The organism is Streptomyces sp. NPDC096048 (assembly GCF_044763415.1).
Lineage (GTDB): Bacteria > Actinomycetota > Actinomycetes > Streptomycetales > Streptomycetaceae > Streptomyces.
Window position 1 is genome coordinate 274458 of sequence record NZ_JBIWGG010000010.1, and the last position, 22700, is coordinate 297157.

Annotated in this window: 21 protein-coding genes; 5 read left to right on the forward strand and 16 right to left on the reverse strand. The window is 71.1% G+C overall.

All coding sequences use genetic code 11. The features are described 5' to 3' along the window. Positions 1-370 precede the first annotated feature (370 nt). Complete coding sequence (locus tag ACIQ6R_RS27695) at positions 371-1078, reverse strand: hypothetical protein (RefSeq protein ID WP_404224143.1); 708 nt, start codon at positions 1076-1078, stop codon at positions 371-373. A gap of 462 nt (positions 1079-1540) precedes the next feature. Here ACIQ6R_RS27695 and ACIQ6R_RS27700 point away from each other — a divergent pair, with 462 nt between their 5' ends. Then, positions 1541-1783: a DUF6411 family protein gene (locus ACIQ6R_RS27700; protein WP_404224145.1), complete on the forward strand. Its 243-nt coding sequence runs from the start codon at positions 1541-1543 to the stop codon at positions 1781-1783. Between the two features lie 186 nt (positions 1784-1969). Here the strand turns inward: ACIQ6R_RS27700 and ACIQ6R_RS27705 are convergent, their stop codons facing one another. The 3 genes from ACIQ6R_RS27705 to sigJ all read right to left on the reverse strand — a co-directional run bounded on the left by ACIQ6R_RS27705 (position 1970) and on the right by sigJ (position 3786). Then, positions 1970-2461 carry a DUF899 family protein gene (locus tag ACIQ6R_RS27705; RefSeq protein ID WP_404224147.1) on the reverse strand — a complete coding sequence of 164 codons (492 nt, stop codon included), beginning with the start codon at positions 2459-2461 and terminating at the stop codon, positions 1970-1972. Then, positions 2462-2608 carry a hypothetical protein gene (locus ACIQ6R_RS27710; RefSeq protein WP_404224149.1) on the reverse strand — a complete coding sequence of 49 codons (147 nt, stop codon included), beginning with the start codon at positions 2606-2608 and terminating at the stop codon, positions 2462-2464. It lies immediately after the preceding gene. A gap of 242 nt (positions 2609-2850) precedes the next feature. After that, positions 2851-3786, reverse strand: a complete 936-nt coding sequence (sigJ, locus tag ACIQ6R_RS27715; RefSeq protein ID WP_404224151.1) for an RNA polymerase sigma factor SigJ — start codon at positions 3784-3786, stop codon at positions 2851-2853. A 638-nt stretch (positions 3787-4424) separates the two neighbouring features. On the opposite strand from sigJ, the gene ACIQ6R_RS27720 reads away from it, so the two are divergent. Both ACIQ6R_RS27720 and ACIQ6R_RS27725 read left to right on the forward strand, forming a co-directional pair. Continuing rightward, positions 4425-4970 carry a YceI family protein gene (locus ACIQ6R_RS27720; RefSeq protein ID WP_404224153.1) on the forward strand — a complete coding sequence of 182 codons (546 nt, stop codon included), beginning with the start codon at positions 4425-4427 and terminating at the stop codon, positions 4968-4970. Between the two features lie 443 nt (positions 4971-5413). Beyond that, positions 5414-8545 (forward strand): ATP-binding protein, encoded by a 3132-nt coding sequence (locus ACIQ6R_RS27725; RefSeq protein WP_404224154.1) that lies wholly within the window; start codon positions 5414-5416, stop codon positions 8543-8545. On the opposite strand, the gene ACIQ6R_RS27730 is transcribed toward ACIQ6R_RS27725, so the two are convergent. Continuing rightward, the gene (locus tag ACIQ6R_RS27730) at positions 8526-9317 is read right to left on the reverse strand and encodes an ABC transporter permease (protein WP_404224156.1); all 792 of its coding nucleotides are present in this window, start codon (positions 9315-9317) and stop codon (positions 8526-8528) included. The genes ACIQ6R_RS27725 and ACIQ6R_RS27730 overlap by 20 nt on opposite strands. Next, on the reverse strand, positions 9314-10297 hold the full coding sequence (locus ACIQ6R_RS27735) for an ATP-binding cassette domain-containing protein (RefSeq protein WP_404224157.1): 984 nt from the start codon (positions 10295-10297) through the stop codon (positions 9314-9316). Before ACIQ6R_RS27735 ends, ACIQ6R_RS27730 begins: the two co-directional genes overlap by 4 nt. Positions 10298-10514: 217 nt before the next feature. Here ACIQ6R_RS27735 and ACIQ6R_RS27740 point away from each other — a divergent pair, with 217 nt between their 5' ends. Continuing rightward, positions 10515-10958 (forward strand): VOC family protein, encoded by a 444-nt coding sequence (locus ACIQ6R_RS27740; RefSeq protein ID WP_404224159.1) that lies wholly within the window; start codon positions 10515-10517, stop codon positions 10956-10958. 189 nt (positions 10959-11147) lie between these two features. Here the strand turns inward: ACIQ6R_RS27740 and ACIQ6R_RS27745 are convergent, their stop codons facing one another. Then, positions 11148-11609 (reverse strand): SRPBCC family protein, encoded by a 462-nt coding sequence (locus tag ACIQ6R_RS27745; protein WP_404224161.1) that lies wholly within the window; start codon positions 11607-11609, stop codon positions 11148-11150. A 200-nt stretch (positions 11610-11809) separates the two neighbouring features. Between ACIQ6R_RS27745 and ACIQ6R_RS27750 the strand changes: the two genes are divergently transcribed. Next, complete coding sequence (locus tag ACIQ6R_RS27750) at positions 11810-12514, forward strand: GPP34 family phosphoprotein (RefSeq protein ID WP_404224163.1); 705 nt, start codon at positions 11810-11812, stop codon at positions 12512-12514. A gap of 189 nt (positions 12515-12703) precedes the next feature. On the opposite strand, the gene ACIQ6R_RS27755 is transcribed toward ACIQ6R_RS27750, so the two are convergent. The 9 genes from ACIQ6R_RS27755 to ACIQ6R_RS27795 form a co-directional block, all read right to left on the reverse strand. After that, positions 12704-13243, reverse strand: a complete 540-nt coding sequence (locus ACIQ6R_RS27755) for an EF-hand domain-containing protein (protein WP_404224164.1) — start codon at positions 13241-13243, stop codon at positions 12704-12706. Between the two features lie 687 nt (positions 13244-13930). Beyond that, positions 13931-14467 carry a hypothetical protein gene (locus ACIQ6R_RS27760; RefSeq protein ID WP_404224166.1) on the reverse strand — a complete coding sequence of 179 codons (537 nt, stop codon included), beginning with the start codon at positions 14465-14467 and terminating at the stop codon, positions 13931-13933. A gap of 138 nt (positions 14468-14605) precedes the next feature. Then, complete coding sequence (locus tag ACIQ6R_RS27765) at positions 14606-15529, reverse strand: class I SAM-dependent methyltransferase (RefSeq protein ID WP_404224168.1); 924 nt, start codon at positions 15527-15529, stop codon at positions 14606-14608. Positions 15530-15609: 80 nt separating this feature from the next. Further along, positions 15610-16713 (reverse strand): NAD(P)-dependent alcohol dehydrogenase, encoded by a 1104-nt coding sequence (locus tag ACIQ6R_RS27770; RefSeq protein WP_404184907.1) that lies wholly within the window; start codon positions 16711-16713, stop codon positions 15610-15612. Position 16714: 1 nt separating this feature from the next. Further along, the gene (locus tag ACIQ6R_RS27775; protein WP_404224170.1) at positions 16715-18115 is read right to left on the reverse strand and encodes an aldehyde dehydrogenase family protein; all 1401 of its coding nucleotides are present in this window, start codon (positions 18113-18115) and stop codon (positions 16715-16717) included. A gap of 11 nt (positions 18116-18126) precedes the next feature. Then, entirely contained in the window at positions 18127-18879 is a 753-nt protein-coding gene (locus ACIQ6R_RS27780; RefSeq protein ID WP_404224171.1) for a (5-formylfuran-3-yl)methyl phosphate synthase, read from the reverse strand. A gap of 733 nt (positions 18880-19612) precedes the next feature. Next, positions 19613-20119, reverse strand: coding sequence for an SRPBCC family protein (locus tag ACIQ6R_RS27785; RefSeq protein ID WP_404224172.1), 507 nt, complete (start codon positions 20117-20119; stop codon positions 19613-19615). 343 nt (positions 20120-20462) lie between these two features. After that, positions 20463-20996 carry a GNAT family N-acetyltransferase gene (locus ACIQ6R_RS27790; RefSeq protein WP_404224173.1) on the reverse strand — a complete coding sequence of 178 codons (534 nt, stop codon included), beginning with the start codon at positions 20994-20996 and terminating at the stop codon, positions 20463-20465. 110 nt (positions 20997-21106) lie between these two features. After that, positions 21107-22651, reverse strand: a complete 1545-nt coding sequence (locus ACIQ6R_RS27795; RefSeq protein WP_404224175.1) for a fused MFS/spermidine synthase — start codon at positions 22649-22651, stop codon at positions 21107-21109. Positions 22652-22700: the final 49 nt, after the last annotated feature.

Genomic DNA, 22700 nt, shown 5'->3' on the forward strand with positions numbered 1-22700 from the left:
CCGGCACGCCCGGCCGCAGGGGGCGCGTCCCGCAAGGAGGGCGGAGCGGCCGGGCCTGTCGCAGGTGGCGGCTCGCGCCGAGGCGTCGCGCCCCTCGGTCCACCTGGCGTTCGGCAGCCGCGACGGCCTGAGTCGGCCGCTCGTCCGCCGGGAGGCCGAGCGGTTCCTCACCCTGCTCCCGGAGTCGGTCAACTACCTGGAGCACTACGGCCTGCTGCGCGACGGAGTCCATGCCGGCAACGGAAACGTCCTGGACAACCCCCCACCTGGGCATGCTTTTCATGGGCTTCACCCACCACCGCATCGGTCTCCACGTCAACGGAACCGCGCATGTCGTCAGCGAGGGGCGGCGTCGACCGGCCGTGACGGCTCAGCTCGACTGCTGGCTGCCCTGGAGGGCCTTGCCGGTCATGTCGGCCACTTGATCGGCCGGCGGGGCCTCGGTGTCGACCTCGGTGCCGAATTCCGAGAACTCCATTACCGTGCTCATCTTGAGCTGCTGCGGGGACGCCGCGCTGTCCGGGTTCGCGGAGGCGGAGGCCGGGGCCTTGATGGTCATGTCGATCTGCTGGCGGCGCAGCCGGCCCTCATCGTCGAGCCAGATCTGCATCGGCAGCGTCGGGCCGAGCTGCTTGCTCATCCGCTCGCCACCCGGCAGTTCGGAGACGTCCACGACGACCTTGTAGTGCGTGGTGTCGACTCCGTCGATCTTCTCCGCGCCGACCTTGGTGACGTCCTTGTCGGTGATCGCCTTGGCGTACGCGGCGGTCTGGGCCGGGTCGCCGATCTGCTGGCTGCTCAGACCCTGCTGAGCGGCGACCTTCTTGAGGTCGATCTTGATCCAGGGCTTGCCGCCGGGGGCCTTCTGGTCGGGCGACTTCTGGTAGAGGACCTGGTCGACCACGCGTTGCTCGATGGTCTTGTCCTGCGCGGTGATCGTCATGGCGCTGTCGCCCTCGGCCAGGTCGATGACACCTTTGCCGTCGGACGTGATCGTCCTGCCGTCCGCGGCGAGCTTCATCTCGATCGTCATCTGTGCCGACTCGGCTTCGGCCGTCTTGTCGTAGGCCGATCGCACCGCCGTCGTACCCTGCTCCTGACCGCCGTCACTCCTACTCGCGCTCGCCGACGAACTGCTCCCCTGTGCCTTCGGCTCACCGTCACCCCCGCACCCCGCGAGAACGACGCTTCCCGTGACCGCGGCAACCGCGATCGCGCCGGCTTTCATCCCCCTGCGACGCATATGCAATTCCCCTCTCCTCAACGACTGCCGACCGCACCCAATTGCCCGGCCTGCGGCTCCGATTGCCCCGATATGCCGTCAACACACTTGATGTGATCGAGAGTTGAGGGCGGGATGCGGTCCGAACCGGTTCGTCCGACTCGGCCGAACCCGCCGTCCGCCCTTCTGACCTGTAACACCGCTCCACCGACGACGACGGCGATCAGCGCAACGGTGCTCCGGACAGACGCGAGTCTCGCGCATGCGCCCGCTCCCACGGGGCAAGCGGCAGGGACACCTCGACCCAGGGAGCCCTTCATGATGGTTGTCGGCATCGTCGGCGTCTGTATCGTTCTGGCCGTCCTCGCCTTCTTCGTTCCCCGCTTGTCCCGGCATCCGGAACGCGGCACCCAGCGCACCCTGGGGGCCGGGTCACGGGCCGGCGGCAAGGCACCGGGCGTCCTCGGCCGGATCTTCAGCAAGCCCTTCCGCAGCAGCTCCAGGGCTGTCGGCCGCAGCGGATCGGCCGGCCGGCGCACCCGAGGCCGCATGCCGTTCTGAGACCGGAATCCCGCGGGCCGGGGGTCGTACGGCTGCGGGGCGGGCACGGCGCGTACCGCGCGTGGGACCACCGAGAGGCCGATGCCGCCCTGGAAGGGCATCCGATGGCGCCGCCCAGTGGGCCGGCACCGGCACTCCGGCCGCGCGTGCCGTCGATGCGCATAGTCCTCGATCGTCCATCCGCCATCAGTGGCAGTGCCCGGACTCGGCAGCCGGGCCGGTGCCGGTGGCACCCAAGTCGTCGGAGCGGCCGGCGTCGACGCGCGGCCACTGTGCCGTGGGGCGCCCGACCGACCGCTCCTCCCGCAGCGGCGGCCAGTCGGGAGCCCCGCCCAGGGTCCGCGTGGCGTGCCCGAGGCGCCGCCAGCCTGCCGGTGAGTCCTCCCGTGCCTCCTGGCGCCCGAACACCGTGAGGTCCATGAGGGCGTAGCTGTAGTCCACCGTCTCGGCCCCGCGACGTCTGGTCCAGTACGTCTCGAAGACACGGTCGCCGTCGCGCAGGTAGTAGGCGATCATCTGGCGTCGCCCTTCGAACGCGTCCAGGAGCGTCATGGGACCGTCCGGCCCCAGTAGCGGGTTGTCTGCGGCCACCTCGACCATAGGGAGCCTGCGGCGCGCGGCGGCGATCGCGTCGCCTTCTCGGGTGTGGGCCTTCTCCCTTGCCCGTAGCCCCTCCAACTACTGCTCGAAGGTCGCGCGGTCGACGACCGGCGGTTGCGCCTTGTTCGGGTTCTCGGACATCAGCGGCTCCTGGGATCGCTTCGTCGTGACCGCGGGTCGTTCCTCAGCGGCGTGGTTGCCGGTCGGGGTCGCCGTCCCGCGCATCCGACCCGGCTCTACCGACTCCGCACATACCCGTGGCGTCACTCATCGTATCGGCCATCGACCTCTGCGTAGGTCGGGTAGACGGCTCACGCCTCCGTCGGCCGGCCTCTTCGGAGACCGGCGGCGCACCGCCGAGCACCACGCGGGGACCGGCCGCCGCCCCTGGGTCGGGATCACGGAGCGCCCCCGCGACGAGCCGTCTCGGCGGCCCGTCGCGGGGTCCTTCCGCTCGGGTACGCCCGTCAGCCGGTCGTCCAGGAGCGCAGCTTCTCGGGATTGGCGACGGCCCAAAAGTTCCTGATGCGGTCACCCGCGACTTCGAACGCGATCACCACCGCGGTGACACCGTCGCGCTCGACGACCAGGCCGGGCTGGCCGTTGACCGTGCGTTCCACGATCGTCAGGTCGTCCGCCGTTGCGGTGACGGCCACCAGGTACCGCGCGATCTGCTCGTTGCCCACGACGGGACGGGGCGCTGCGCTGGCTAGGCCTCCGCCGTCGGCGACCCCCGTGGCGTCGGGGTCGAGCAGGTCGATCAAGGCCTTGATGTCCTTGGCCTCCCACGCGAGTTTGAAGTCTCTGACGAGAGCGGCCTGCCGCGACGTCCGGGCCGCCGACACTTCGGACGCGCGGAGACGGCGGCGGGCCGCGGAGGCCAGCTGTCGGCAGGCTCCCGGCGTGCGGCCGACGATTTCGGCCACTTCGGCGAAGGGGTAGCCGAAGACGTCATGGAGGATGAACGCGACGCGTTCGGCGGGTGTCATCGCGTCGAGCAGGACGAGGAAGGCCATGGTGACCGACTCGTCGAGCGTCACACGGTCAGCCGGGTCGGTGGTGGCTCCGCCCGGCCTCCCGCCGGACCACTCCGCACGATCGGGCAACGGCTCGGGGATCCACTCGCCCACGTACCTCTCGCGCCGCGCCCGCGCCGAGCCGAGCTGGTCGAGACAGATACGGCCTGCCACCTTCGTCAGCCATCCCCCTGGCGACTTGATGCCCTCCCGCTGCTCCTGGGACAGGGTGTACCAGCGGGCGTACGTCTCCTGCACGACATCCTCGGCGTCGGCGAGGGAGCCCAGCAGCCGGTAGGCGAGATTGGTGAGCCGACGTCGCTCGCTCATGATCGTGCTCAGACTCGGGTCGAGCCGCATGCCTCCCGGCTCGCTTTCGGTGCTCATGTCTCGCCACTCCTTCGGTCACGTCTGGCCAGGCCACACCGGGTATGACGAAACAGTCCCTCCGGATGTGAGGTGACGCGCCGACCTCACATCCGTGGGGGCCGCGTCGTCGTACCGGTAAGAACGTCGAGTCACACACGGCCGTTCCACCGTGGAACTGCCCTGCGTGGAGTGGGCCCAGTGAGCCCGCTGGACCCAGTGAGCCCTGTCCGAGCCGCACACGGAAAGGATCCGAGGTGACTACGCTGCGCGTCCTCACGTTGAACGGGTGGAACACCCGGCGAGACAGCGCCGCGCGCATGGCACTGATCAACGCCGAGCTACGGCGACACACTCCGGACCTCGGTGCGTGCCAGGAAGTCCTGGCCGGTCAACTGAGTGAATCGACCGCCGGCACCGGACCGCACGGCACGTCCGATCGCAGGTGTCCATGACGGCGCCGCCCTTCGCTGATCGGTACGGCGCCACGGCGATCGCGACCCGATGGCCGCATCGCGCCGTCGAAGTCCTCGACCAGCACGGCACGGACGCGCCCGACGTGCCGTGGCTCACGCCGGCGGCCCGCGTGCCGCTGCCGGAACCGGGCGAGGTGCTGTTCGCCGCGCCGACGACCTCTTCCCACACAGGAGCATCCCAGCATGTCCGTCCTCTCCCTGCCCAGTGAACTGTCCGGCTACTACCTCCTCGACACCACGCGTACGCGCGTAGGTTTCATCGCCCGCCACACCATGTCCACCAGGGTGCGCGGACGGTTCGAGGAGTTCGAGGGCAACGCGTATCTGGACGGCGGCGACCCGTCGAAGTCCGAGATATGGCTGACGATCCAGGCGCGGAGCGTCCAAACCGGCAAGCCGCAACGCGACGAACTGCTCAGCAGCAAGTTCCTGGACGCCGACGGCCACCCGACGCTCACCTTCGAATCGACCAGGGTCGAACAGGTAGAGGACGACGTCTTCAAGGTCACCGGCGATCTGACCATCCGCACCGTGACCAGAGCGGTCACCGTTGTGTTCACGCTGACCGGCAGGGAGACCGGTCCCCGGGGTGACAGCCGGATCAGCGCCCGGGGGAACGCCACCATCGATCGCAACGATTGGGGTGTGAACTGGAACGCCATGACCACGGCCATGGTCAGTCCCAAAGTCACCCTCGACTTCGACGTCTGTGCGGTCCGGCAGCCCTGACGGGGCCACTGGCACACTCCCCCGGCCGCGAAGGACCGCGACGGCCGTCCCTCGAGGCCACGGACACCGACCTGCGCGAGGCACTGCGCGGGGCCCGGCTCCTCGGCGCCACCCGCGGTCGCACCATGCTCCTGGTCACCCACACCCCAGGGCCGCAGGCCCTTGATCATCCCTCCCCGCAACGGCTGGGCGGCGACGGACCCAGGCCTCGAAGACCGTGCGGCACAAGCGGTCGCCTCCCTGTTCGACACCCGAGGCGGTCCGCGCGGGCGCGGCGCGGAAACGTCGCCTGTGCTTCGTCCGCCGCGAGCAGTCCGGCGGCTACTCCCCCGCCGGGCCACCGCACCTGCTGCGGCAGCCCGCCGGCGGACGCCCGTTGGGCGGGGACCGCCCGCGCGACGGGAGTTCGGACCGTGCCGCCGCGCCTTGGCTAATCTGCATGGATGACCATCGACCTGACCCTGCTGCCGCGTGTCGCCTATCGCGGACAGGAGGTCACCGCTCCCCGGCTCCGTGGTCTCCTCGCGCTGCTGGCGCACGACGTGCGCACGGGCTGCAGTACCGAGCGGCTGGTGGCGGGGCTGTGGCCGGACGAGTTGCCGGAGCGTCCGGGAAGGGCGCTGCAGGTCCTCGTGTCCAGGGCGCGGGCGCAGCTGGGCGCCGACGTCCTCGCGAGCACGCCGACCGGATACCGGCTCGCCCTCGCCGAGGACCAGGTCGACAGCTCCGCCCTGCTGCTGCACGCCGCCGCGAGCGCGGACCGGGCCAGGGCCGGGGACCACGCGGGGGCGCTGGCCGCGGCCGAGGCCGGGCTCGCGCTGTGGGAGGGCACCCCTGACCGGGCCGGCGACACCGACGACCCCGTGGCCGCGCTACGCGTCGAGCGCGCCCCCGTCCACGGCACGCTCGTACGCGCGCGGGCGCTCGCGCTCGCCCGCCTCGGACGGCACGCGGAGGCGGCCGGGCCGCTGGCCGTGGCCACCGCGGAGTATCCCCTCGACGAGGAGATACTCGCCGAGTTGCTGCGCGGCGAGGCGGCGACGGCGGGTCCGTCCGCCGCGCTGACGCGGTACGAGGCGTACCGCCGTGAGCTCCGCGACGCACTGGGCACGGATCCGGGCGCAGGGCTCAAGGCCGTGCAGCGGGAGCTGCTGCGCGGCGAGGCCGCCGTGGTCCGGCACGGCGTGCCGCACGAGCCGAACCCGCTCCTCGGCCGGGACGAGGACATCGCGGCGGTGCGGCGGCTGCTGCACGCCTCCCGCGCCGTCACCGTCGTCGGCCCCGGCGGCCTCGGCAAGACCCGGCTCGCGCACGCCGTCAGCCGCCGGGCCGAGCAGCGCGTGGTGTATTTCGTACCGCTCGCCGGCGTCACCGCGGACGCGGACGTGGCCACGGAGGTGGCCTCCGCGCTCGGCGCGGGCGAGGGCCGGCCCGGCGCCGTGAGCGGTTACGCGGCGGCCGACCCGGTGTCCGGCATCCTCGGTGTGCTCGGCTCCGGGCCCGCACTGCTGGTGCTGGACAACTGCGAGCAGGTCGTCCGGGGCGCCGCCGACCTCGTACGGGCCCTGGTCTCGTCCTCGAAGGACCTGCGGGTGCTCGCCACCGGCCGGGCCTCGCTCGGCCTGACATCGGAGGCGGTGTACGCGCTGCCGGAGCTCGCTCTCCACACCTCCATCGAGCTGTTCACACAGCGGGCCCGAGCCGCCCGGCCCGGCGTGGAGTTGCCGCCGGACGCGGTGGCCGAGCTGTGCCGCCACCTCGACGGGCTGCCGCTCGCCGTGGAGTTGGCCGCGGCGCGGGTCCGGGCGCTCTCGGTGCCGGAGATCGCCCGCCGCCTCGGCGATCGGTTCGCGCTGCTGCGCGGCGGGGTCCGGGATGTGCCGGAGCGTCACCGCACACTGCACGCGGTCGTGGACTGGAGCTGGAACCTGCTCGACGAGGACGCCAGGTCCGCGCTGCGCACGCTGTCCGTCTTTCCCGGCGGCTTCACCGGTGAGGCGGCGGAGCGAGTGCTGGGCGAGGACGCGCTGTTCCTCCTTGAGCAGCTGGCCGATCAGTCGCTGCTCACCGTCGCCGACACCCCGGCCGGCGCGCGGTTCGGGATGCTGGAGACCGTACGGGAGTTCAGCGCGGTCCGGCGCGCGGAGGCGGGCGGGGAAGAGGAGGCCGTCAGCCGGTTCCTCGCTTGGGCGCGGGACTTCGGGGTCGCCCACCACGACTGGTTCTTCGGCTCGGAACCGCGGGTCGCCTGGGAGCGGATCAGGGCCGAGCAGGACAACCTCGTCCTGGCCCTGCGACACGCTCTGGCCCGGTCGGACGACCCCACCACCGCCGCCCTCACCGCCGTCCTCGCCGCCCTGTGGTCCATCGGCTCCAGCTACCCCCGCCTCACCGCCCTCGCCGCGGACACCGGCCCGCCGCTGTCGCACTACTACCCCGAGCCCGAGTACGTCGAGGTCGCCCGCGCCGCCGCGGTGATGTGCACGGGGAGCCTGTTCATGGGCTACGGCCCGCACGCCGTACGCCAGCTCGTGACCCTCCGGCGGCTGCCCCCGGCCCCGCCGGACACGCTGCTGCGCGCCATCGCGGTGGTGCTGTGCGCGGTGCCCGAGATGCTGCCTCCCGACTACGACGTGCTGCGGAAGCTGTGCGACAGCGAGCGGCCGCTGCTCGCCGGTGTCGCCGAGTGCGTCGCCACCTATGTCTGGGAGCACGAGCACGACATCGACCGCGCGTTCGCCTCGGCTCGCCGGATCATCGCCGTGCTGGCGCCGGTGGACAACCCGTTCCTGCAGGTCATGGGCCACGCCCGGCTGAGTGAGCTGTGCTTGCAGATGGAGCGGGGCGAGACCGCGTACGGGCACCTCAAGTCGACGCTCGAGGCGCTGCTGCGACTCGGTGACGATCACGACTCCATCGGCGTCCGCGGGAGCCTCGTCCTCGCCTGCCTCCAGCGCGGCGACCCCGACGAGGCCGAGTACTGGCTGCGGCTGGCGGAGGGCGACAACCCCTCGCGGCAGGACGAGGTCCACAGCCTCGGGCTCGGCGGACGCGCGGAGATCGCGCTCGCCCGCGGACTGACGGAGGCCGGGCTCGGCTTGTGGCGCAGCGCCGTGGAGGGGGTGGCCGACCCGATGTGCAGCGGGGACCCCTTCCTCGGCCGGTGGGTGCTGCAGATCCAGTCGGCGGCGGTGACGGCGCACGCGCACGCGGGCCGGCTGGAGCTGGTCGCGGAGCCGCTGGACCGGCTGCGGAAGGGGCTGCGGGCCCTGCTCTCCGGTCCACCCGGCTCGCCCATGGAACTTCCTGTGGCGGGGACCGTGCTGCACGCGCTGGGCATGGCGGGGCTCGCGTCCGGCGACGCCTCCGCCGTACGGTTGATCGCGCTGGCCGAACGGCTGCGGGTGCTGCGTGATTTCTCTCCGACGATGTCGGCGGCCCGCGCCCGCAAGGCGGCCGAGGACACTGACGAGGCGGCGTACGCCGACGCGGTGTCGGAGTACGCCGCCCTGGAGCGTGACGAGCTGCGGGAGGCGGCCCGCGCTGTCATGGCGGTTACTTCGGGTCGCGGTTGAACAACGCCGTCGACCAGCGATAGCCGAGCGCGGTGAGGCCGACGCACCAGGCGATCGCGATCCACGCGTTGTCGCCGATCTCGGTGCCGAGCAGCAGGCCGCGCAGGGTCTCGATGGCCGGCGTGAACGGCTGGTACTCGGCGATCGGCTGGAACCAGCCCGGGATCGCGTCGATGGGGACGAAGGCGCTCGAGATGAGCGGGAGGAGGATCAGCGGGTACGCCATGTTACTGGCCGCCTCGGGGTTCGGGCTGGCCATGCCCATCCCGACCGCGATCCAGGTGAGCGCCAGGGTGAACAGCGCGATCAGTCCGAACGCCGCCAGCCACTCAAGGGCCGTGGCGTCGGTGGACCTGAAGCCGATCGCCACGGCGATGGCCCCGACGAGGACCAGGCTGGCGAGCACTTGCAGCACGCTGCCGACGACGTGCCCGACGAGCAGAGACCCGCGGTAGACCGCCATCGTACGAAGCCGGGCGATCAGACCCTCGGTCATGTCCATGGAGACGGAGATCGCGGCCCCGATCACGGTGCTGCCGACGGTCATCATCAGGAGGCCCGGGACGAGATAGGCGATGTAGTCGGAGCGGTCGGCGCCACCGCCACCGATGCCCGCGCTCATCACGCCTCCGAAGACGTAGACGAAGAGCAGCAACAGCATGATCGGCGTGAGCAGCAGGTTCAGGGTCATGGACGGGTAGCGCCGGACATGCAGGAGGTTGCGGCGCAGCATGGTGTTCGAGTCGCGGACGGCGAGGGAGAAGGCGCTCATCGGACGGTCTCCTTGGGCAGGCCGGGCCGGCCGGGGACGTGGGCGTCGCTGCCGGTCAGGGCGAAGAACACGTCGTCGAGGTCGGGGGTGTGCACGGTCAGTTCGGCAGCCTCGACGCCGGCCGAGTCCAGCCAGTCGAGGATCGAGCGCAGCTCACGCTGGCTGCCGTCGCTGGGGATCTGCAGCGCCAGGCATTCGTCGTCCCTGGTCGCCTCGCGCAGGGCGACGGCGGCGGACCGGTACGCCAACGGGTCGGAGAACCGCAGCCGCACATGCCCGCCCGGGACGAGCCGCTTCAGCTCGTCCGCACTCCCCGCCGCGGCGATCTTGCCGTTGCTCAGCACCGCGATGCGGTCGGCGAGTTCGTCGGCCTCCTCCAGGTACTGGGTGGTGAGGAAGACGGTGACGCCGTCGGAGACGAGCTCGCGGATGATCCCCCACATGTTGTGGCGGCTGCGCGGGTCCAGGCCGGTGGTGGGCTCGTCGAGGAAGATGATCCGAGGATTGCCGACCAGGGTCATGGCGAGGTCGAGGCGGCGTTTCATGCCGCCGGAGTAGGTGGAGACGGGCTTCTTGGCGGCCTCCACCAGGTCGAAGCGCCCGAGGAGTTCGGCGGCGGTGTGGCGGCCCGCGTTGCGGGAGAGGTGATGAAGGTCCGCCATGAGCAGCATGTTCTCCTCGCCGGTGATCAGGCCGTCAACGGCGGAGAACTGCCCGGTGACGCCGATCGCGGCCCGCACGGCCTGCGGGTCGGTGGCCAGGTCGTGGCCGCCGACGTGCAGGTCGCCGGCGTCGGCGGTGACGAGGGTGGAAAGGATCTTGACGGCGGTGGTCTTGCCGGCGCCGTTCGGCCCGAGCAGTGCGAAGACGGTACCGGTCGGCACCGTCAAATCGATGCCGTCGAGGACCGTCTTGTCCCCGTACGCCTTGCGCAGCCCCTTCGCCGCGATGGCGAGAGGGCGCGATGTCGTCTTCGTCATGCCGCAGAGGTTGCGGCATGACGCTTTCAACGCTGTTTCACGCCACTTTCAGGGACCTGAAACCGGGCGGCTGACGGAACGGGCACGTCGTCCAGGCTCGCCCACGAGTGATTTATTGGAGTCCGGCGGTCTGCGGATGTCGAGAACGTGCCGTCGGCCCCGTCCCAGGGACAGACGCGGCCACCACCGGCCGCACGAGGAAGTAGGAGAAAGCAGCATGGCGATTCAGCGGATGGACAACGTCGGCATCGTCGTCGAGGACCTGGATGCCGCCATCGCCTTCTTCGTGGAACTCGGTATGGAGCTGGAGGGCAGGGCGGAGGTCGAGGGCCTCGTCGCCGACCGGTGCACCGGACTCGACGGCGTCCGCTGTGACATCGCGATGATGCGGACCCCGGACGGTCACAGCCGGCTCGAGCTGGCGAAGTACCGCAGCCCCGCGGTGATCAGCGCCGGGCCGCGCGACCGCCCGCACAACATCCTGGGCACGCACCGCGTCATGTTCGCCGTCGACGACATCGAGGGCACCGTTGCCCGCCTGCGCCCTCACGGCGCCGAACTCGTCGGCGAGATCGCCCGGTTCGAGGACAGCTATCTCCTCTGCTACCTCCGCGGTCCGGAGGGCATCATCGTCGGGCTGGCCGAGCAACTGGGCTGCTAGCCGGCACCTCGCCCAGGATGTTCCTCGCTGTTCTCGGGCCGGGCGGTCGCGATCCGGAGGCCGTCCGCATACGGGAGCAGACGAGCGCCGTGGTCGCGACACGCACAGCGTCGGCGTCGGTGGCTCCAGGCGGGCACCGGCGCCGACGACGCTGCGTTCAGGAGCAGGACATCGGGGGCAGGGCGGGGGTCACTCACCCGGCCTGATGCGTCCGCGCCAGGCTCCGGACTCGCCGCCGCGTCCCTCGATGTACGCCTTGAAACGCTGCATGTCGCCCTTCACCCGCCGGTCGATCACGCCCAGCATGTCACCGGTCTTCTCCGCGACGCCGGTGGGCTCGACGTCCATGACGAGCTCGACCCGAGTGTGCGTGTCGTCCAGGCGCTGGAAGCGGACCATGCCCTTCTGATCGGTGTCACCCGTGGTGGTGCGCCACGCGATGCGCTCGTCGGGGAGCTGGTCGACGATCTCGGTGTCGAACTCGCGCTTCACCCCGCTGACATTGGTGGTCCAGCGGCTGCGGCGCTCATCGAGTTGCCTGACTTCCTCCACTCCCTCCATGAACTGCGGGAACTTCTCGAACTGGGTCCACTGGTTGTAGGCGGTGTGCACAGGAACGTCGACTTCCACCGTCTCCTTGACCGTGCTCATCCGGCACCCTTCCTCTCTACTCGATTCGTCGCGGTCAACGCCGAGGACCGGCCCGCGGCCTCGGCACGCCGAAGCGAGTACCCGCAGATCAGCCGTATAACGTCCGGACAGCACTCGGGCAGGCCGTTGCGGCCGAGGCGGCGCTCGTCTGCCGACCGGTGAGTCGTGGCGGGACACGGCCGCCCGGTTCCAGCAGCACAATGGCGAGCATGAACACTGCTCGGGATCTGTTCGTCATCACCCTGGAAGTGCCGTCCAGCCGGCCGATCGCGCAAGGCGACGTCTCCTTGGTCCTCGCGGGCGCCGAACTCGTCGATCTCCGCGACGCGCACGTCCTGCGTCTGGACGGCGACCGCATCGTCCCCCTCAGGGATCACGCCGACGGCACGAACGCCCTCACGGCGCAGGCCTGCGCCCAACTCGTCACAGAGCCGCCGTACGAGACGGTGGAGCAATGGCTCTGGCGGCGGGGCCGCGGGCTGGCCGGCTCCTACGCCGACGACCTCGCCGCGCGGACAGCCGACGACGCTCGCGGTGGTTCCCTGCCCCGATTCCTGCGCCGCTTCGCGCTCACCCGCTCACAGGAGCCCGCCGTCCGGCCAGCCCACGAAGCCACAGACCGTCTGGTACTGGACGACTCCGTACTGGCTGCCTTCGCGGGCACTCTCGGAATCGGGAAAGCCGTGCCGCCGGACCTCACCGAACCCACGGAACCGACCGAACCGACCGAACCGACCGAACCCACCGAACCCACCGAACCCACCGACACGACCACGACCGATCAGGCGGACGACGTCGGGCTCATCCTCGCCGTGGTGAGTGACGCGCTGATGGAGCTCGAGGCCGAGCGTCAGCGACGCCAGATCGAACAGGACGCTTACGACAACGTGTGGCGCGCGCCCTGACTCCACGCGCACTGCTGCACTCGCTGCGCCGCGCATCGGCGTCGGGGTGAGACGGGGCCGCGCCCGCCTACTGGCGTGGATCAACGGCGACCGGGGCTGACGGTCGAAGAGCCGCCCAGCTATGCCTCGGCAGCTCACGGGCGAGGAGCGCTCACGGGCGAGGATGCCTCCTGGACGGTCCTCTCGACGCTACCGGGTTTCGGCCGGGACCAGGTGGTCGCCAGGGATACCGGACTTCTCCGGGCGGTAGTAGTCCCTGATCCCGTCCGCCCAGGTGGACACCCGGATGCGGTCCTCCCCGTCCGGGCCGAAGGCCTGGAAGAGCGCTTCGATGTTGGGTCGTTGGAACCCGATCGCGATCATCAGCGAGACGAACTCGGGGCGGGCGACGAAACCGTCGCCGTCCGGATCGCCCATCGCGGCGAGCGCTTGCGCGAACTCGTCCACGGTGGCGTCGAACCGTTGCGGATTGAGGACGATGGAGGTGAACTCCTCCGGGCTGACACGGCCGTCGCCATTCGCGTCCAACTCGTTCAGCAGAGTTTCCCCGTAGCGGCGGAAGGCACCGGCGAGCCGGTCCGCGGTCGCCTCGGGGGCGTCCGGTACCGCGGCCACGACGCGATCGCTCATCAAGTCGAAGTCGGAGAGCTCCAGGTATCCGTTCCCGTCGGCATCGAAGAGGGAGAAGACCAGCTCGACGCGGTCGGTCGCCTCGGTGGTGGGCGTCATGGTGCACCCCTGCCTTTCCTGATGGAACGTCTTCGGCGAGTCGCTCGTCGGGACCCTGCCCCGGCGGCTGACTCACTCTCCAGGAATTCCGACCACTCCGGCAGGAAAGGGCGTCACTTCGCACACGAACGAGGGGACTCTTCTCTTCCGCGCATGAAGCGGGGTGAGTCTGGACATCACCGCGCCCATGACGCCCACGCAGGACACCTGCGCGGACACCCTGGTGACCAGGCCGGCCGCGTTCGCGCGCAAGGAGTGGAACCGAAGCCCACGACGGCCAGCTCCCCCGGGACGCTGAGACCACGCGCGAGCGACGTGCAGTGCGCCCAGGGCGCTCCAGGCGCTGCCGGGCCGTCTCGTTCCGCAGATGCGGCTGCGGACCGATCGCCGCGATGCCCCTGCGGCCCGCCCGCGACGAGTCTGGCCACACTCACGGTCTGGGGGGTCGACCCGCTGATCGCGGTGACCGCGCTGAGCACGATCAACGCCGTCGGGCGGTGGGGAACGTTCTTCGTGTACGCCGCGATGAACGTGCTGTGCGTGGTCTTCGTGGTGTGCAAGAGGCTCTACGGGCCCCCGGCAGTCCGCGGGCCAGTCTGAGGGCGCGGACCTGACCGCGGCGCGCGGCGCACCGACACCCGCGGGAGGCACCGAGCCCGCACCCGGCCCGCGGGTGAGCGACCGGACTCACTCGATCAGCGCGTCCGCAGCGATGACCAAGAGCCCGATCAACATGTCCACGGCCCCGGCGCGGAAGGAGGACAGCCGGCCGAGACCCGCCGTGCGGGCTGCCAGAACTCCCGCACCGAACAGGCCGACGGTGTTGAACAACAGAGCCACCTCGACCGCCGTGTCCTCCGTCCACCACTCAGCGACGGCGCCCAGCAGAAGCAGGACGGTGGGCAGCACGGCAGCCGGCAACGGCCATTCGGCGAGCACCGCCCGCAGCCTGCCGGGCGCGGCCGACGCATCGCCGGCAGCACGCTGGGCGATGACATGCGCGTACCCGTGGGCGGCACCCGACGCCAGCGCGGTGAGGAGCACCCACAGCGCGTCCTGACCGGGATCGGCCTCCTCGCCCGGCACGTCCAGTGCGGCCACCATGGCGCTGGCCAGCACCAGACCGTAGATGCCCCTGAACAGCAACCGCTCCGCCAGGTGGGGTGCGAGGCTGCCCCTCGGTGCGGTTCCCTCGGGCTGGGAGTGCTGGGCGTGGTCGGACATCGCATGGCCTCGGGACGGGCGGAGAGAATCGGTCTCCCCATGCTCACGCGTACGTCCCCGGCCCACGCGCCGCCACGCCGGTCGAGAGTCTCCGTGAGTGCCTCGGACGCGGTTTCGACCTGTGCGAGCGGGTCGCCGCTAGCACTCCGGCCGGGGCTTGTCCGCGAAGACCCAGCGGTTGCCCGCGAGGGCGTCGTTCGCCTCGGGCAGCGGGCCGCGGCCGTGCCGGTGGGTGAAGTCGAAGGGGGTGCGGACCGATGTGGACCAGCCCATGTTCGCCAGACGGGCCGCTGAGTCGGGCCTCGCCTCCCTGCTGAACAGTGTGAGCAGGTCGATGCCGAGTTGCTGATGGGTCGACCTGTACAGCGGGCTGTCGCGGTACTCCATCAAGTCCTTCTCCAGCTTGACCTCGAACGCCAGCGCGCTGCCCGCCGCACTCAGCCGGTCCACCGTGCCGATCAGGTAGGTCTCCGCCGCATTGGGCAGGTAGAACAGCAGTCCCTCGGCCAGCCACACGGTGGGCGCCGTCGGGTCGAAGCCGGCTGCCGTCAGCGCGCCGACCCAGTCGGCGCGCAGATCGACCGCGATCGGTACGCGCGTCGTCGCCGGTGCCGCCGACAGCGCGCCCAGCACCTTGTGCTTGAAGGCGAGGACCCCGTCCCTGTCGATCTCGAAGACCACACAGTCGGGTGGCCAGTCGAGTCGGAAGGCCCGTGTGTCCAGCCCCGCCCCGAGCAGGACCACCTGGCGGGCGGCGCCGGCCCGGACCGACCGGAGGACGAAGTCGTCGAGCACGCGGGTCCGCAGCCCGAAGTAGCGGGCGAAGCGTCCCCACAGCGGGCTCTCGTCTCCGTCCGGAGCCTGGTGCAGGCGCACCGGCCAGTGTGCGGACGCCGGGGCGGAGAGCACGAAGTGCTCCGCGTAGAAGTCCTGGGCGAGGCTGTCGGGACGGTGGGTCTCGATCGCCCGTGCCGCGGCGACCAGGAGGGCGGTGAGGCCGACCCCTCCCTCCACGCCGTTCACGCCCTCCACTCCGGTGCTGCGATGTGCCGTATCGGCCATGCGTTCTCCCCTGGTTCGAGTGGAGGCCGGCGTCGCTCGGGGACGGCAGCTCAGGTGGGTGGCGTCGTGCGAGGCCCCGTTCACCGCTCTCGCCCTTCCGGGATCAGGACGGGTTTGACGACGCGGCCCGTCTCACAGTCGTGTTCGGCCTCGTTGATACCGGCGAGCGGATAGGTGCGGATCAGGCGGTCGAAGGGGAACCGCTCGGCCTGCCAGAGGGCGGTCAGCCGCGGGATCAGCAGTCCGGGGACCGCGTCGCCCTCGCAGATGTGGGAGATCCTGCGCCCGCGGTCCAGTGTTCCCGGTTCCAGCGGCAGCGCGCTGTGGAGCCGTGCCACCAGGCCGAGGTGGCCGTTCGGACGCAGCGATCGGAGCGCATCGTTGATCAGCTTCACGGAACCCGTGGTGTCCAGCGCGTACCGCGCTCCCCCGTCGGTCATCCGCTGGATACGGTCGGGAAGTCCGGCCGCTGCGGCGTGCAGTGGAAGGGCGTGGAACCGCTCGGCCAGAGCCAGCCGTTCGGGGTGCCGGTCGACGGCCACGGTCACCGCGCCGGCGGCGTGCGCCGCCATCACCGCGGCCAGGCCCACCGCTCCCGCGCCGAAGACCGCGAGCGTGTCACCCGGCCCGACGCCGAAGGAATTGAGGACCGCTCCGGCGCCGGTGAGGAAGCCGCAGCCCAGCGGTCCGAGCAGTTCGAGGGGCAGTGAGCGATCCACCCGGACGGCGTTGCGGGCCGGCACCATCGCGTACTCGGCGAACGAGGACTGGCCGAACCACCGGGGAGCCATTTCCGCGCCGTCGGCGTCGGTGAACCGGCCGGCGTTCTCCCTGCGTCCTCCGAAGAGGTTCAGCGAGGCGAAGGAGTCGCAGTAGGCGGGGGCCGCGCCCATGCAGCCGCGGCAGCGGCCGCAGGAGTCGAAGCTCAGGACCACGTGGTCGCCGACGTCCAGACCGGTGCAGGCGCCTCCCGTCTCCACGACGACTCCGGACCCCTCGTGGCCGAGCACGGCCGGGAGCGGTGAGCGGCCCGCCGAACCACGGACCGCGAGGTCGGTCCGGCACATCCCGCAGCCCGCGATCCGGACCAGGAGCTCGCCCTCGGCCGGTCCTTCCTTCAGCATCACCTCCTCGACAGTGAACGGGTCCTCGTACGAGCGCAGTACGGCCGCACCGAACTTCACTTCATGCCTCCTCGGGCCGGTGCACGACGAACGGGCTGAGGTTTCCGTAGAGACCCCACGGTCCGCCCGCGACGCCGACACCGCTCTTCCCGACGCCGGCGAAGGGCTGTGCGAGGGAGAGCTCGGCGTGATGGTTGATCCAAGCGGTTCCGCACTCCAGGCGGTCGGCCACCGCCGCGGCCCGGTCGAGGTCGGTCCCCCACACCGAGCCGCCCAGGCCGAACCCGGTGCCGTTGGCCGCATCGACGGCCTCGTCGAGGGTGCTGTACGGCAGCACCGGCAAGACGGGGCCGAACTGCTCCTCCGTCACCACCGGGCTGTCGGCCGGTACGTCGGTGAGGATCGTCGGGGCGAAGAAGTACCCCGGCCGGTCCAAGCGGTGCCCACCCGCGGCGGCGCGGGCGCCGTCTGCCAGGGCCCGGGCCGTGTAGCTCCCGACTCGGGCCAGTTGAGGGGCGTTGTTGACCGGTCCGAGCTGCGAGTGGGGGTCCAGGCCGGGACCGACGACGGCCGCCTTCGCCCGGTCCGCCAGCACCTCCACCACCCGTGCGCGAAGACGGACCGGGGCGTAGACGCGCTTGACCGCCATGCAGACCTGCCCGCAGTTGCGGAACGCCGCCCAGAACAGCCGGTCCGCGCTCGCCTCCACATCGACGTCGTCCAGCAGGACGGCGGCGTCGTTGCCACCGAGCTCCAGGGTGACCCGCGCAAGCGAGGCCGCCGCGCTCGCGGCGACGGCCCGGCCCGTGGCCGTCGAACCGGTGAAGGTCACGTGCCGGATTCCCGGATGCGACGCGAGCCGGGCGCCGAGTGGCTCACGCCCGGTGACGATCGTCAGTACTCCCTCGGGCAGGGCGCCGGAGAGGACGGACCCGAGCAGCCGGGTGGCGAGGGGCGTGAACGGAGAGGGCTTGAGCAGCATGGTGTTGCCCGCGGCGAGCGCCGGCGCGAACTTCGCCGACGCGAGCTGCAGGGGGAAGTTCCAGGGAACGATGGCGGCGACGGGTCCGAGCGGTCTCCACCGGAGCTCGCTGCGTACGGGACGGCCGTCCGTGATCGGCTGGGGCCCGACGACCAGCTCGGCGAAATAGCGGAGCCGGGCGGCCGTACGGGCCACCTCCGCGTACGACTCCGTCAACGGTTTGCCCTGTTCACGGGTGAGCAGTGGGGCGAGGTCGGCCGCTGCCGCCTCGACGGCGTCCGCCGCCGCGAGCAACGCGGTTCTCCGGGTGTCCGGCTCGGCCCGCCAGCCGCGCCAGGCCTCGTGGGCCCGTTTCACGAGCGCGTCCAGCTCGTCCGGCCGGCGGTCGGGAGCCTCGTCGAAGGCCTCACCCGTAGCCGGATCGACGACGGCGAAGTGCCCGCCCCCGCCACCGGGTGTTCGGTGGGACTGTTCCGTCACCACGGCGAGGGTCAGCTCGCCGTGGGGGTGGTCGCGTGCTCCCGGACATGCCGGTCCATCTCCGCCCGGAACGCCGCCACCAGGTGTGGCTGGATCCGGCCGGCGTTGCGGTCGCCACCCTCGCAGACGGCACCGCGCACCCCGACGATGTCCGTCTCGATGCGGGCCAGATCTCCCAGGTCGCCGACCTTGACGCTGCCCGCCAGAGCGGCGAGGAGTCCGGCGTCGTGGGCGCGGCGCACGAACCGCGCGCAGACGTCGGGCGGAAGGTGGTCGAAGAGCCGGGTACCGTCCTTGACCGCGGTGTCGAGCATGGCGGCGTCGCAGCCGGAACGGCGCGCGATGTCGGGCAGCGCGAGCGGGTTGACGCAGCCGATGCGGTGGGCGTCGGCGTAGCCCGAGGCGACGACGAACGCGTCCGCCCGGTAGTCCTTCACCGCACGGACGACCCCTCGCATGACGTCGACGGCCTGTTCGGGTGTCGTGCACCCGTAAAGGCCGACCTTGATGTAGGTGGCTCCGGAGACGGCCGCACCGAGCGCCGCCTGGGCCACCGTGCCGGGCTTGTACGGTACGTCCCCCACGGTGGCGGAGACCGGCTTGTCCGCCGGCACCGCCGTGCGGATGTCCCTGATGACCCAGGGGAAGTTCGCGCCGAGAGAGCCCTCGTCGGGCTTCTTGACGTCGACGATGTCGAGGTGCTCGGCCGCCTTGGCGCAGTCGAAGGCCTCGTCGACACCGTCGGGAGAGATGAGAAGCAACAAGGTGGAATCCTTCCCCTGCCTGTCCACCTGCCGAGGGCAGGTGTGCGGATTCGCCTGGCTCACGTGCGGTCCGCACATCATTTCCGTGGGTGTCGGGCCTCGGCAGGGCGCGCGGAGTGACGAATGGATCGTTGCCACGACGTGCCCGCGCCCCGCGCAACGCGCCGTCTGCGCCGAACCGGCGGCGCGCGGGCGGGCCACCGGCCCGGCGGGACCGACGACGCGCTACGACACCCAGGCCCGCCGCCTGGCTGACGCGAGCCGGTCATCCGCTGGGTCTGTCCGGATCGGTCGCGCGTTTCCGCCCTCGGGTCGCGTCCACGAGGCCGGCGCCGACTCGGGTTACTCATGGCCACCGCCGACGCCCGCGGGCTGTTGTCGTCGGCGATCCGCGGCCGGGGCCGCGGGCTCCCGGTCTTTGCGCCCGGTGGCGGGCCGACGGGCCCGGGTCCCGGTGCCGACGTGGGGCGAGGCGGGAAGGACAGGGCACGGGAGACCGAGCGCTGCCGGTCCCCCTGAGCGAGGACGAACTCAGCCGCGCGAGCCGCTCCTGACACATGCACGCGCGGCCGGCGTCCCGGCGCATCGCGCCCCGGCGCGCCGCGTCGCGGAACTGCCGGCGGGGAGTTGACAACCGTCCAGGCGATCGCCCGCTCGAAGGAGACCGGGCACCGAGACGAACGAGTGCCGTAGTGCCCCAGTGCCCTAGTGCCCTAGTGCCGGTCAGGGTCTGTCACAGGGTGCGGGCCTGCTCCAGCTCACGCTTGAGGTTGCGCAGGGTCGTCTCGATGTTGCGGACCTGGAACTCGGCGAACGTCTTACCCGAGGTGACGAGCCGGTCAAAGGCATTCGCCGCGAACGCGGGCCACGCACGCCGGTCGTCGGTCCACGTCTCCGTCACGCGCGTGCTGTCGCCCACGGGCTCGAAGCGGTACTCCCAGGTGGCGATCGGGCCGGGCAGGCGCGGGCGGCCGAGCCCGATCGCGTGGACCCGGAAGGCGAAGCGCCTCCCCGGCTCCGCTGCCGTGACCGTGCACCGCGTCACCCACTTGAAGGCGCCGCGCTTGTTGCGCCCGACGAACGTCGCACCCAAGGCGGCACTCCCCTCCGTCGGGCCCGTCGTGCCCAGATTCTCCGGGCTCCAGCGGCCCATGTCTCCGGGACGGCTCACGGCCAGGTAGGCGGCGTCCGGCGAGACGTCGATGACGATGCTGCCGCTCACGGTGAATGTACGAGCCACTGCTTTGCCTCCGGCCGGGAACACAGAAAGTTACTGACGAGTAGGAACATGCTACGCGCTGAGGCGACGCCCGGAGGGCCGGACTCCGTTCACTGCGTGAGGGCAATCGCCCCGGACGAGTCCTGGTCGGCGCGACCGGTGACGGCCACCGTTGCGCCGAGCCCGACAGAGCACCGCGCCGGCGATGGACATCCCGCCGTCCTTCTCGTCCGGATACTCGGAAGCTTCGGAGGCTTCGGAAGCTTCCAGGGCGATGTCCGACGGTCGCCGCCTGAGGCTGCCCGGGAACGGGAGCACCGCCGCGCCTGCCGCAGGGCGCGTCCTGGAGTGAGTCGTACGGGTGCTAATCCTGGTACTGCGTCAGGTCGATGCCGAACATCGCGAGGTCGTAGCCGTGGACCGGGTGCTGTGCCGTCCCTTCCGCCTGCATGCCGAGCTTGTCGAGTACGTTCACGGAAGGTCGGTCGATCGCCCGGCAGACGGCGACCACACGGTCCAGGCCCCGGTCCTGCAGGGCGAACTCCAGTGTCGCGTGCGCCGCTTCGGAGGCGTACCCCTGCCCCCAGAACACCCGCCCGAGCCGCCAGCTGATCATCACCTGACCAGCGATCTCGGCCGGAGCGTCGGCGACGGACAGGCCGACGGCGCCCACCACCTCACCGGAGCCCAGGAGTTCGACCGCGAACATCCCGAACCCTTCCTCGTCCCATTCCTCCTCCCATGCCTCGATGTCCTCGGCCGTCTGTTCCAGGGAGCGCGGCTGGCCGTCACCGATGCCCTGCATCACCGCCGGGTCAGCATGAATCTCGGACAGGGGGACAAGGTCGTCGTCCAGCCATCGACGCAGGACAAGACGAGGAGTTCGGATCTCGGTCATGATCCCATCTTCCCGCCGCGGGGGCGGGAAGGCGAACCGCGGCGCCGCGTCCCCCGGCCTTGTGACCGAGGCTGCGCGGCCCAGCCCGGCAGCGCTGAGAACCGGCTGGGTCAGTGGCTGCTCGGTGGGCCGTAGGGCTGGAGGAGCTGGTCGACGGGCGCGTAATCGTCGGTCAGCGGTTGGGCGCCGCCGATCCAGGAGGTCAGGTCGTCGCCGGTGGCGATCTTCCAGCCGGTTTCCCGGGCGTCCAGCGCTTCCTGAACCGTGCCGAGGCCGACCGGTCGGTCGGAGGCGAGTACCACCATGTTGCCGCCCTCGGAGGCCGTGGTCTCGGTGAAGCCGATATCGGTCGGTTCACCGACCACGGCCACATACTCGAAGGTCTCGCCGAGGGTGGCCACCTCGGCCCGCGCGAAGGACAGAGCACCGTGATCGATCAGGTTGGCGACGTACAGGCCGTCCTCGTCGAGCACCCGCCGTACGTCCGTCATCGCTTCCACCGTGGTGAGGTGCCACGGGACACTGACACCCCCGAAGGCGTCGCCGACGACGAGGTCGCGACTGTCGGCGTCCAGTCGCCGCAGGGCGAGCCGGCCGTCCTCGGCACGTACGTCGATTCCGGCTTCCGCTCGCAGCCCGAGGTGGTCGCGGTTGATGCGAATGACCCCGCTGTCGATCTCGGACACGAGGCTGCGCGTACCGGGCCGCGTGGCCGCGAGGTAGCGGGGGTAGGTGAGCCCGCCGCCGCCCAGGTGGTGGGCGACGAGTGGCTCACCCTGCGGAAAAGCGGCGTCGACCACCGACGCGATCGCGCGTACGTAGGTGAACTCCAGGAAGGTCGGGTCGTCGAGGTCGACGTAGGAGTGCCGCAAGCCGTCCAGCACGAACGTGCGGCCGCTGGGCCGGTCGGGATCCGCGACGACTCGTGCGCAGTGGTACCTGGTCTCCGTGTCGCAGGCACCGGGCGCGACCGTGGTGGCGAGGCCGCCGGCGATGATCACGAAGACCAGGACAGCGGTGCCGATCCACCGGCGCGTGCGCCACTCGACCAGCGCGGAGCCGACCACCAGCAGTGCGCCGAGCCCGATCAGGATGCCGCTGACAGGCAACCGTGACACGAGCACGAACCCGGTGAGAACGGTGCCGACGATGGCGCCGACGGTGCCGACGCCCGACAGCCGTCCGACAACCGTTCCGGTCTCGGCGAGGCTGGTGAGACGCAACTTGGTGACGATGGGCGTCACGGCGGAGAGCAGGGCCCCCGGCAGGAGAATCGTCAGCGAAGCGATCAGCAACAGCAGCACCGGGGCCCACTCCGCGGTGGAGCGCAGCACGGCGGGGGTGAGCGCCACGACCGCTCCCGACACCCCGAGCGAGGGGCCCAGCAGCCGGCGCGGGTCGACGTGGTCGGCGATGCGCCCGCCCAGCCAGGAACCGAGGGCGATCGCGGTGAGGGCGATACCGATCACCGTGGTACTGGTCTCGAGGGTGAGGCCGAGGTAAGGAGCCAGTAGCCGCAAAGCGACGATCTCGACCACCAGGACCGCCGCCGACGCCCCGAACACGAGGACGGCAGCCGCACGGGGGCCCAGGCCGTAGTGGCGGGGCGTGTCTTCGGCGGGAGGCGGGGAAGACGGTCCTGTCACGGGCGACATCCTTGCACGCGGCTCACCTGCTGACAGGAGTTGAGGAAAACCGGTCGCC

Bases quoted from the DNA above. Each gene is read 5' to 3' on its own strand.
- ACIQ6R_RS27700 (WP_404224145.1), top strand. From the start codon at position 1,541: ATGATGGTTGTCGGCATCGTCGGCGTCTGTATCGTTCTGGCCGTCCTC.
- ACIQ6R_RS27710 (WP_404224149.1), bottom strand. From the start codon at position 2,608: ATGCGCGGGACGGCGACCCCGACCGGCAACCACGCCGCTGAGGAACGA.
- sigJ (WP_404224151.1), bottom strand. From the start codon at position 3,786: ATGAGCACCGAAAGCGAGCCGGGAGGCATGCGGCTCGACCCGAGTCTG.
- ACIQ6R_RS27720 (WP_404224153.1), top strand. From the start codon at position 4,425: ATGTCCGTCCTCTCCCTGCCCAGTGAACTGTCCGGCTACTACCTCCTC.
- ACIQ6R_RS27725 (WP_404224154.1), top strand. From the start codon at position 5,414: ATGACCATCGACCTGACCCTGCTGCCGCGTGTCGCCTATCGCGGACAG.
- ACIQ6R_RS27730 (WP_404224156.1), bottom strand. From the start codon at position 9,317: ATGAGCGCCTTCTCCCTCGCCGTCCGCGACTCGAACACCATGCTGCGC.
- ACIQ6R_RS27735 (WP_404224157.1), bottom strand. From the start codon at position 10,297: ATGACGAAGACGACATCGCGCCCTCTCGCCATCGCGGCGAAGGGGCTG.
- ACIQ6R_RS27740 (WP_404224159.1), top strand. From the start codon at position 10,515: ATGGCGATTCAGCGGATGGACAACGTCGGCATCGTCGTCGAGGACCTG.
- ACIQ6R_RS27745 (WP_404224161.1), bottom strand. From the start codon at position 11,609: ATGAGCACGGTCAAGGAGACGGTGGAAGTCGACGTTCCTGTGCACACC.
- ACIQ6R_RS27750 (WP_404224163.1), top strand. From the start codon at position 11,810: ATGGCGAGCATGAACACTGCTCGGGATCTGTTCGTCATCACCCTGGAA.
- ACIQ6R_RS27755 (WP_404224164.1), bottom strand. From the start codon at position 13,243: ATGACGCCCACCACCGAGGCGACCGACCGCGTCGAGCTGGTCTTCTCC.
- ACIQ6R_RS27760 (WP_404224166.1), bottom strand. From the start codon at position 14,467: ATGTCCGACCACGCCCAGCACTCCCAGCCCGAGGGAACCGCACCGAGG.
- ACIQ6R_RS27765 (WP_404224168.1), bottom strand. From the start codon at position 15,529: ATGGCCGATACGGCACATCGCAGCACCGGAGTGGAGGGCGTGAACGGC.
- ACIQ6R_RS27790 (WP_404224173.1), bottom strand. From the start codon at position 20,996: ATGACCGAGATCCGAACTCCTCGTCTTGTCCTGCGTCGATGGCTGGAC.
- ACIQ6R_RS27795 (WP_404224175.1), bottom strand. From the start codon at position 22,651: ATGTCGCCCGTGACAGGACCGTCTTCCCCGCCTCCCGCCGAAGACACG.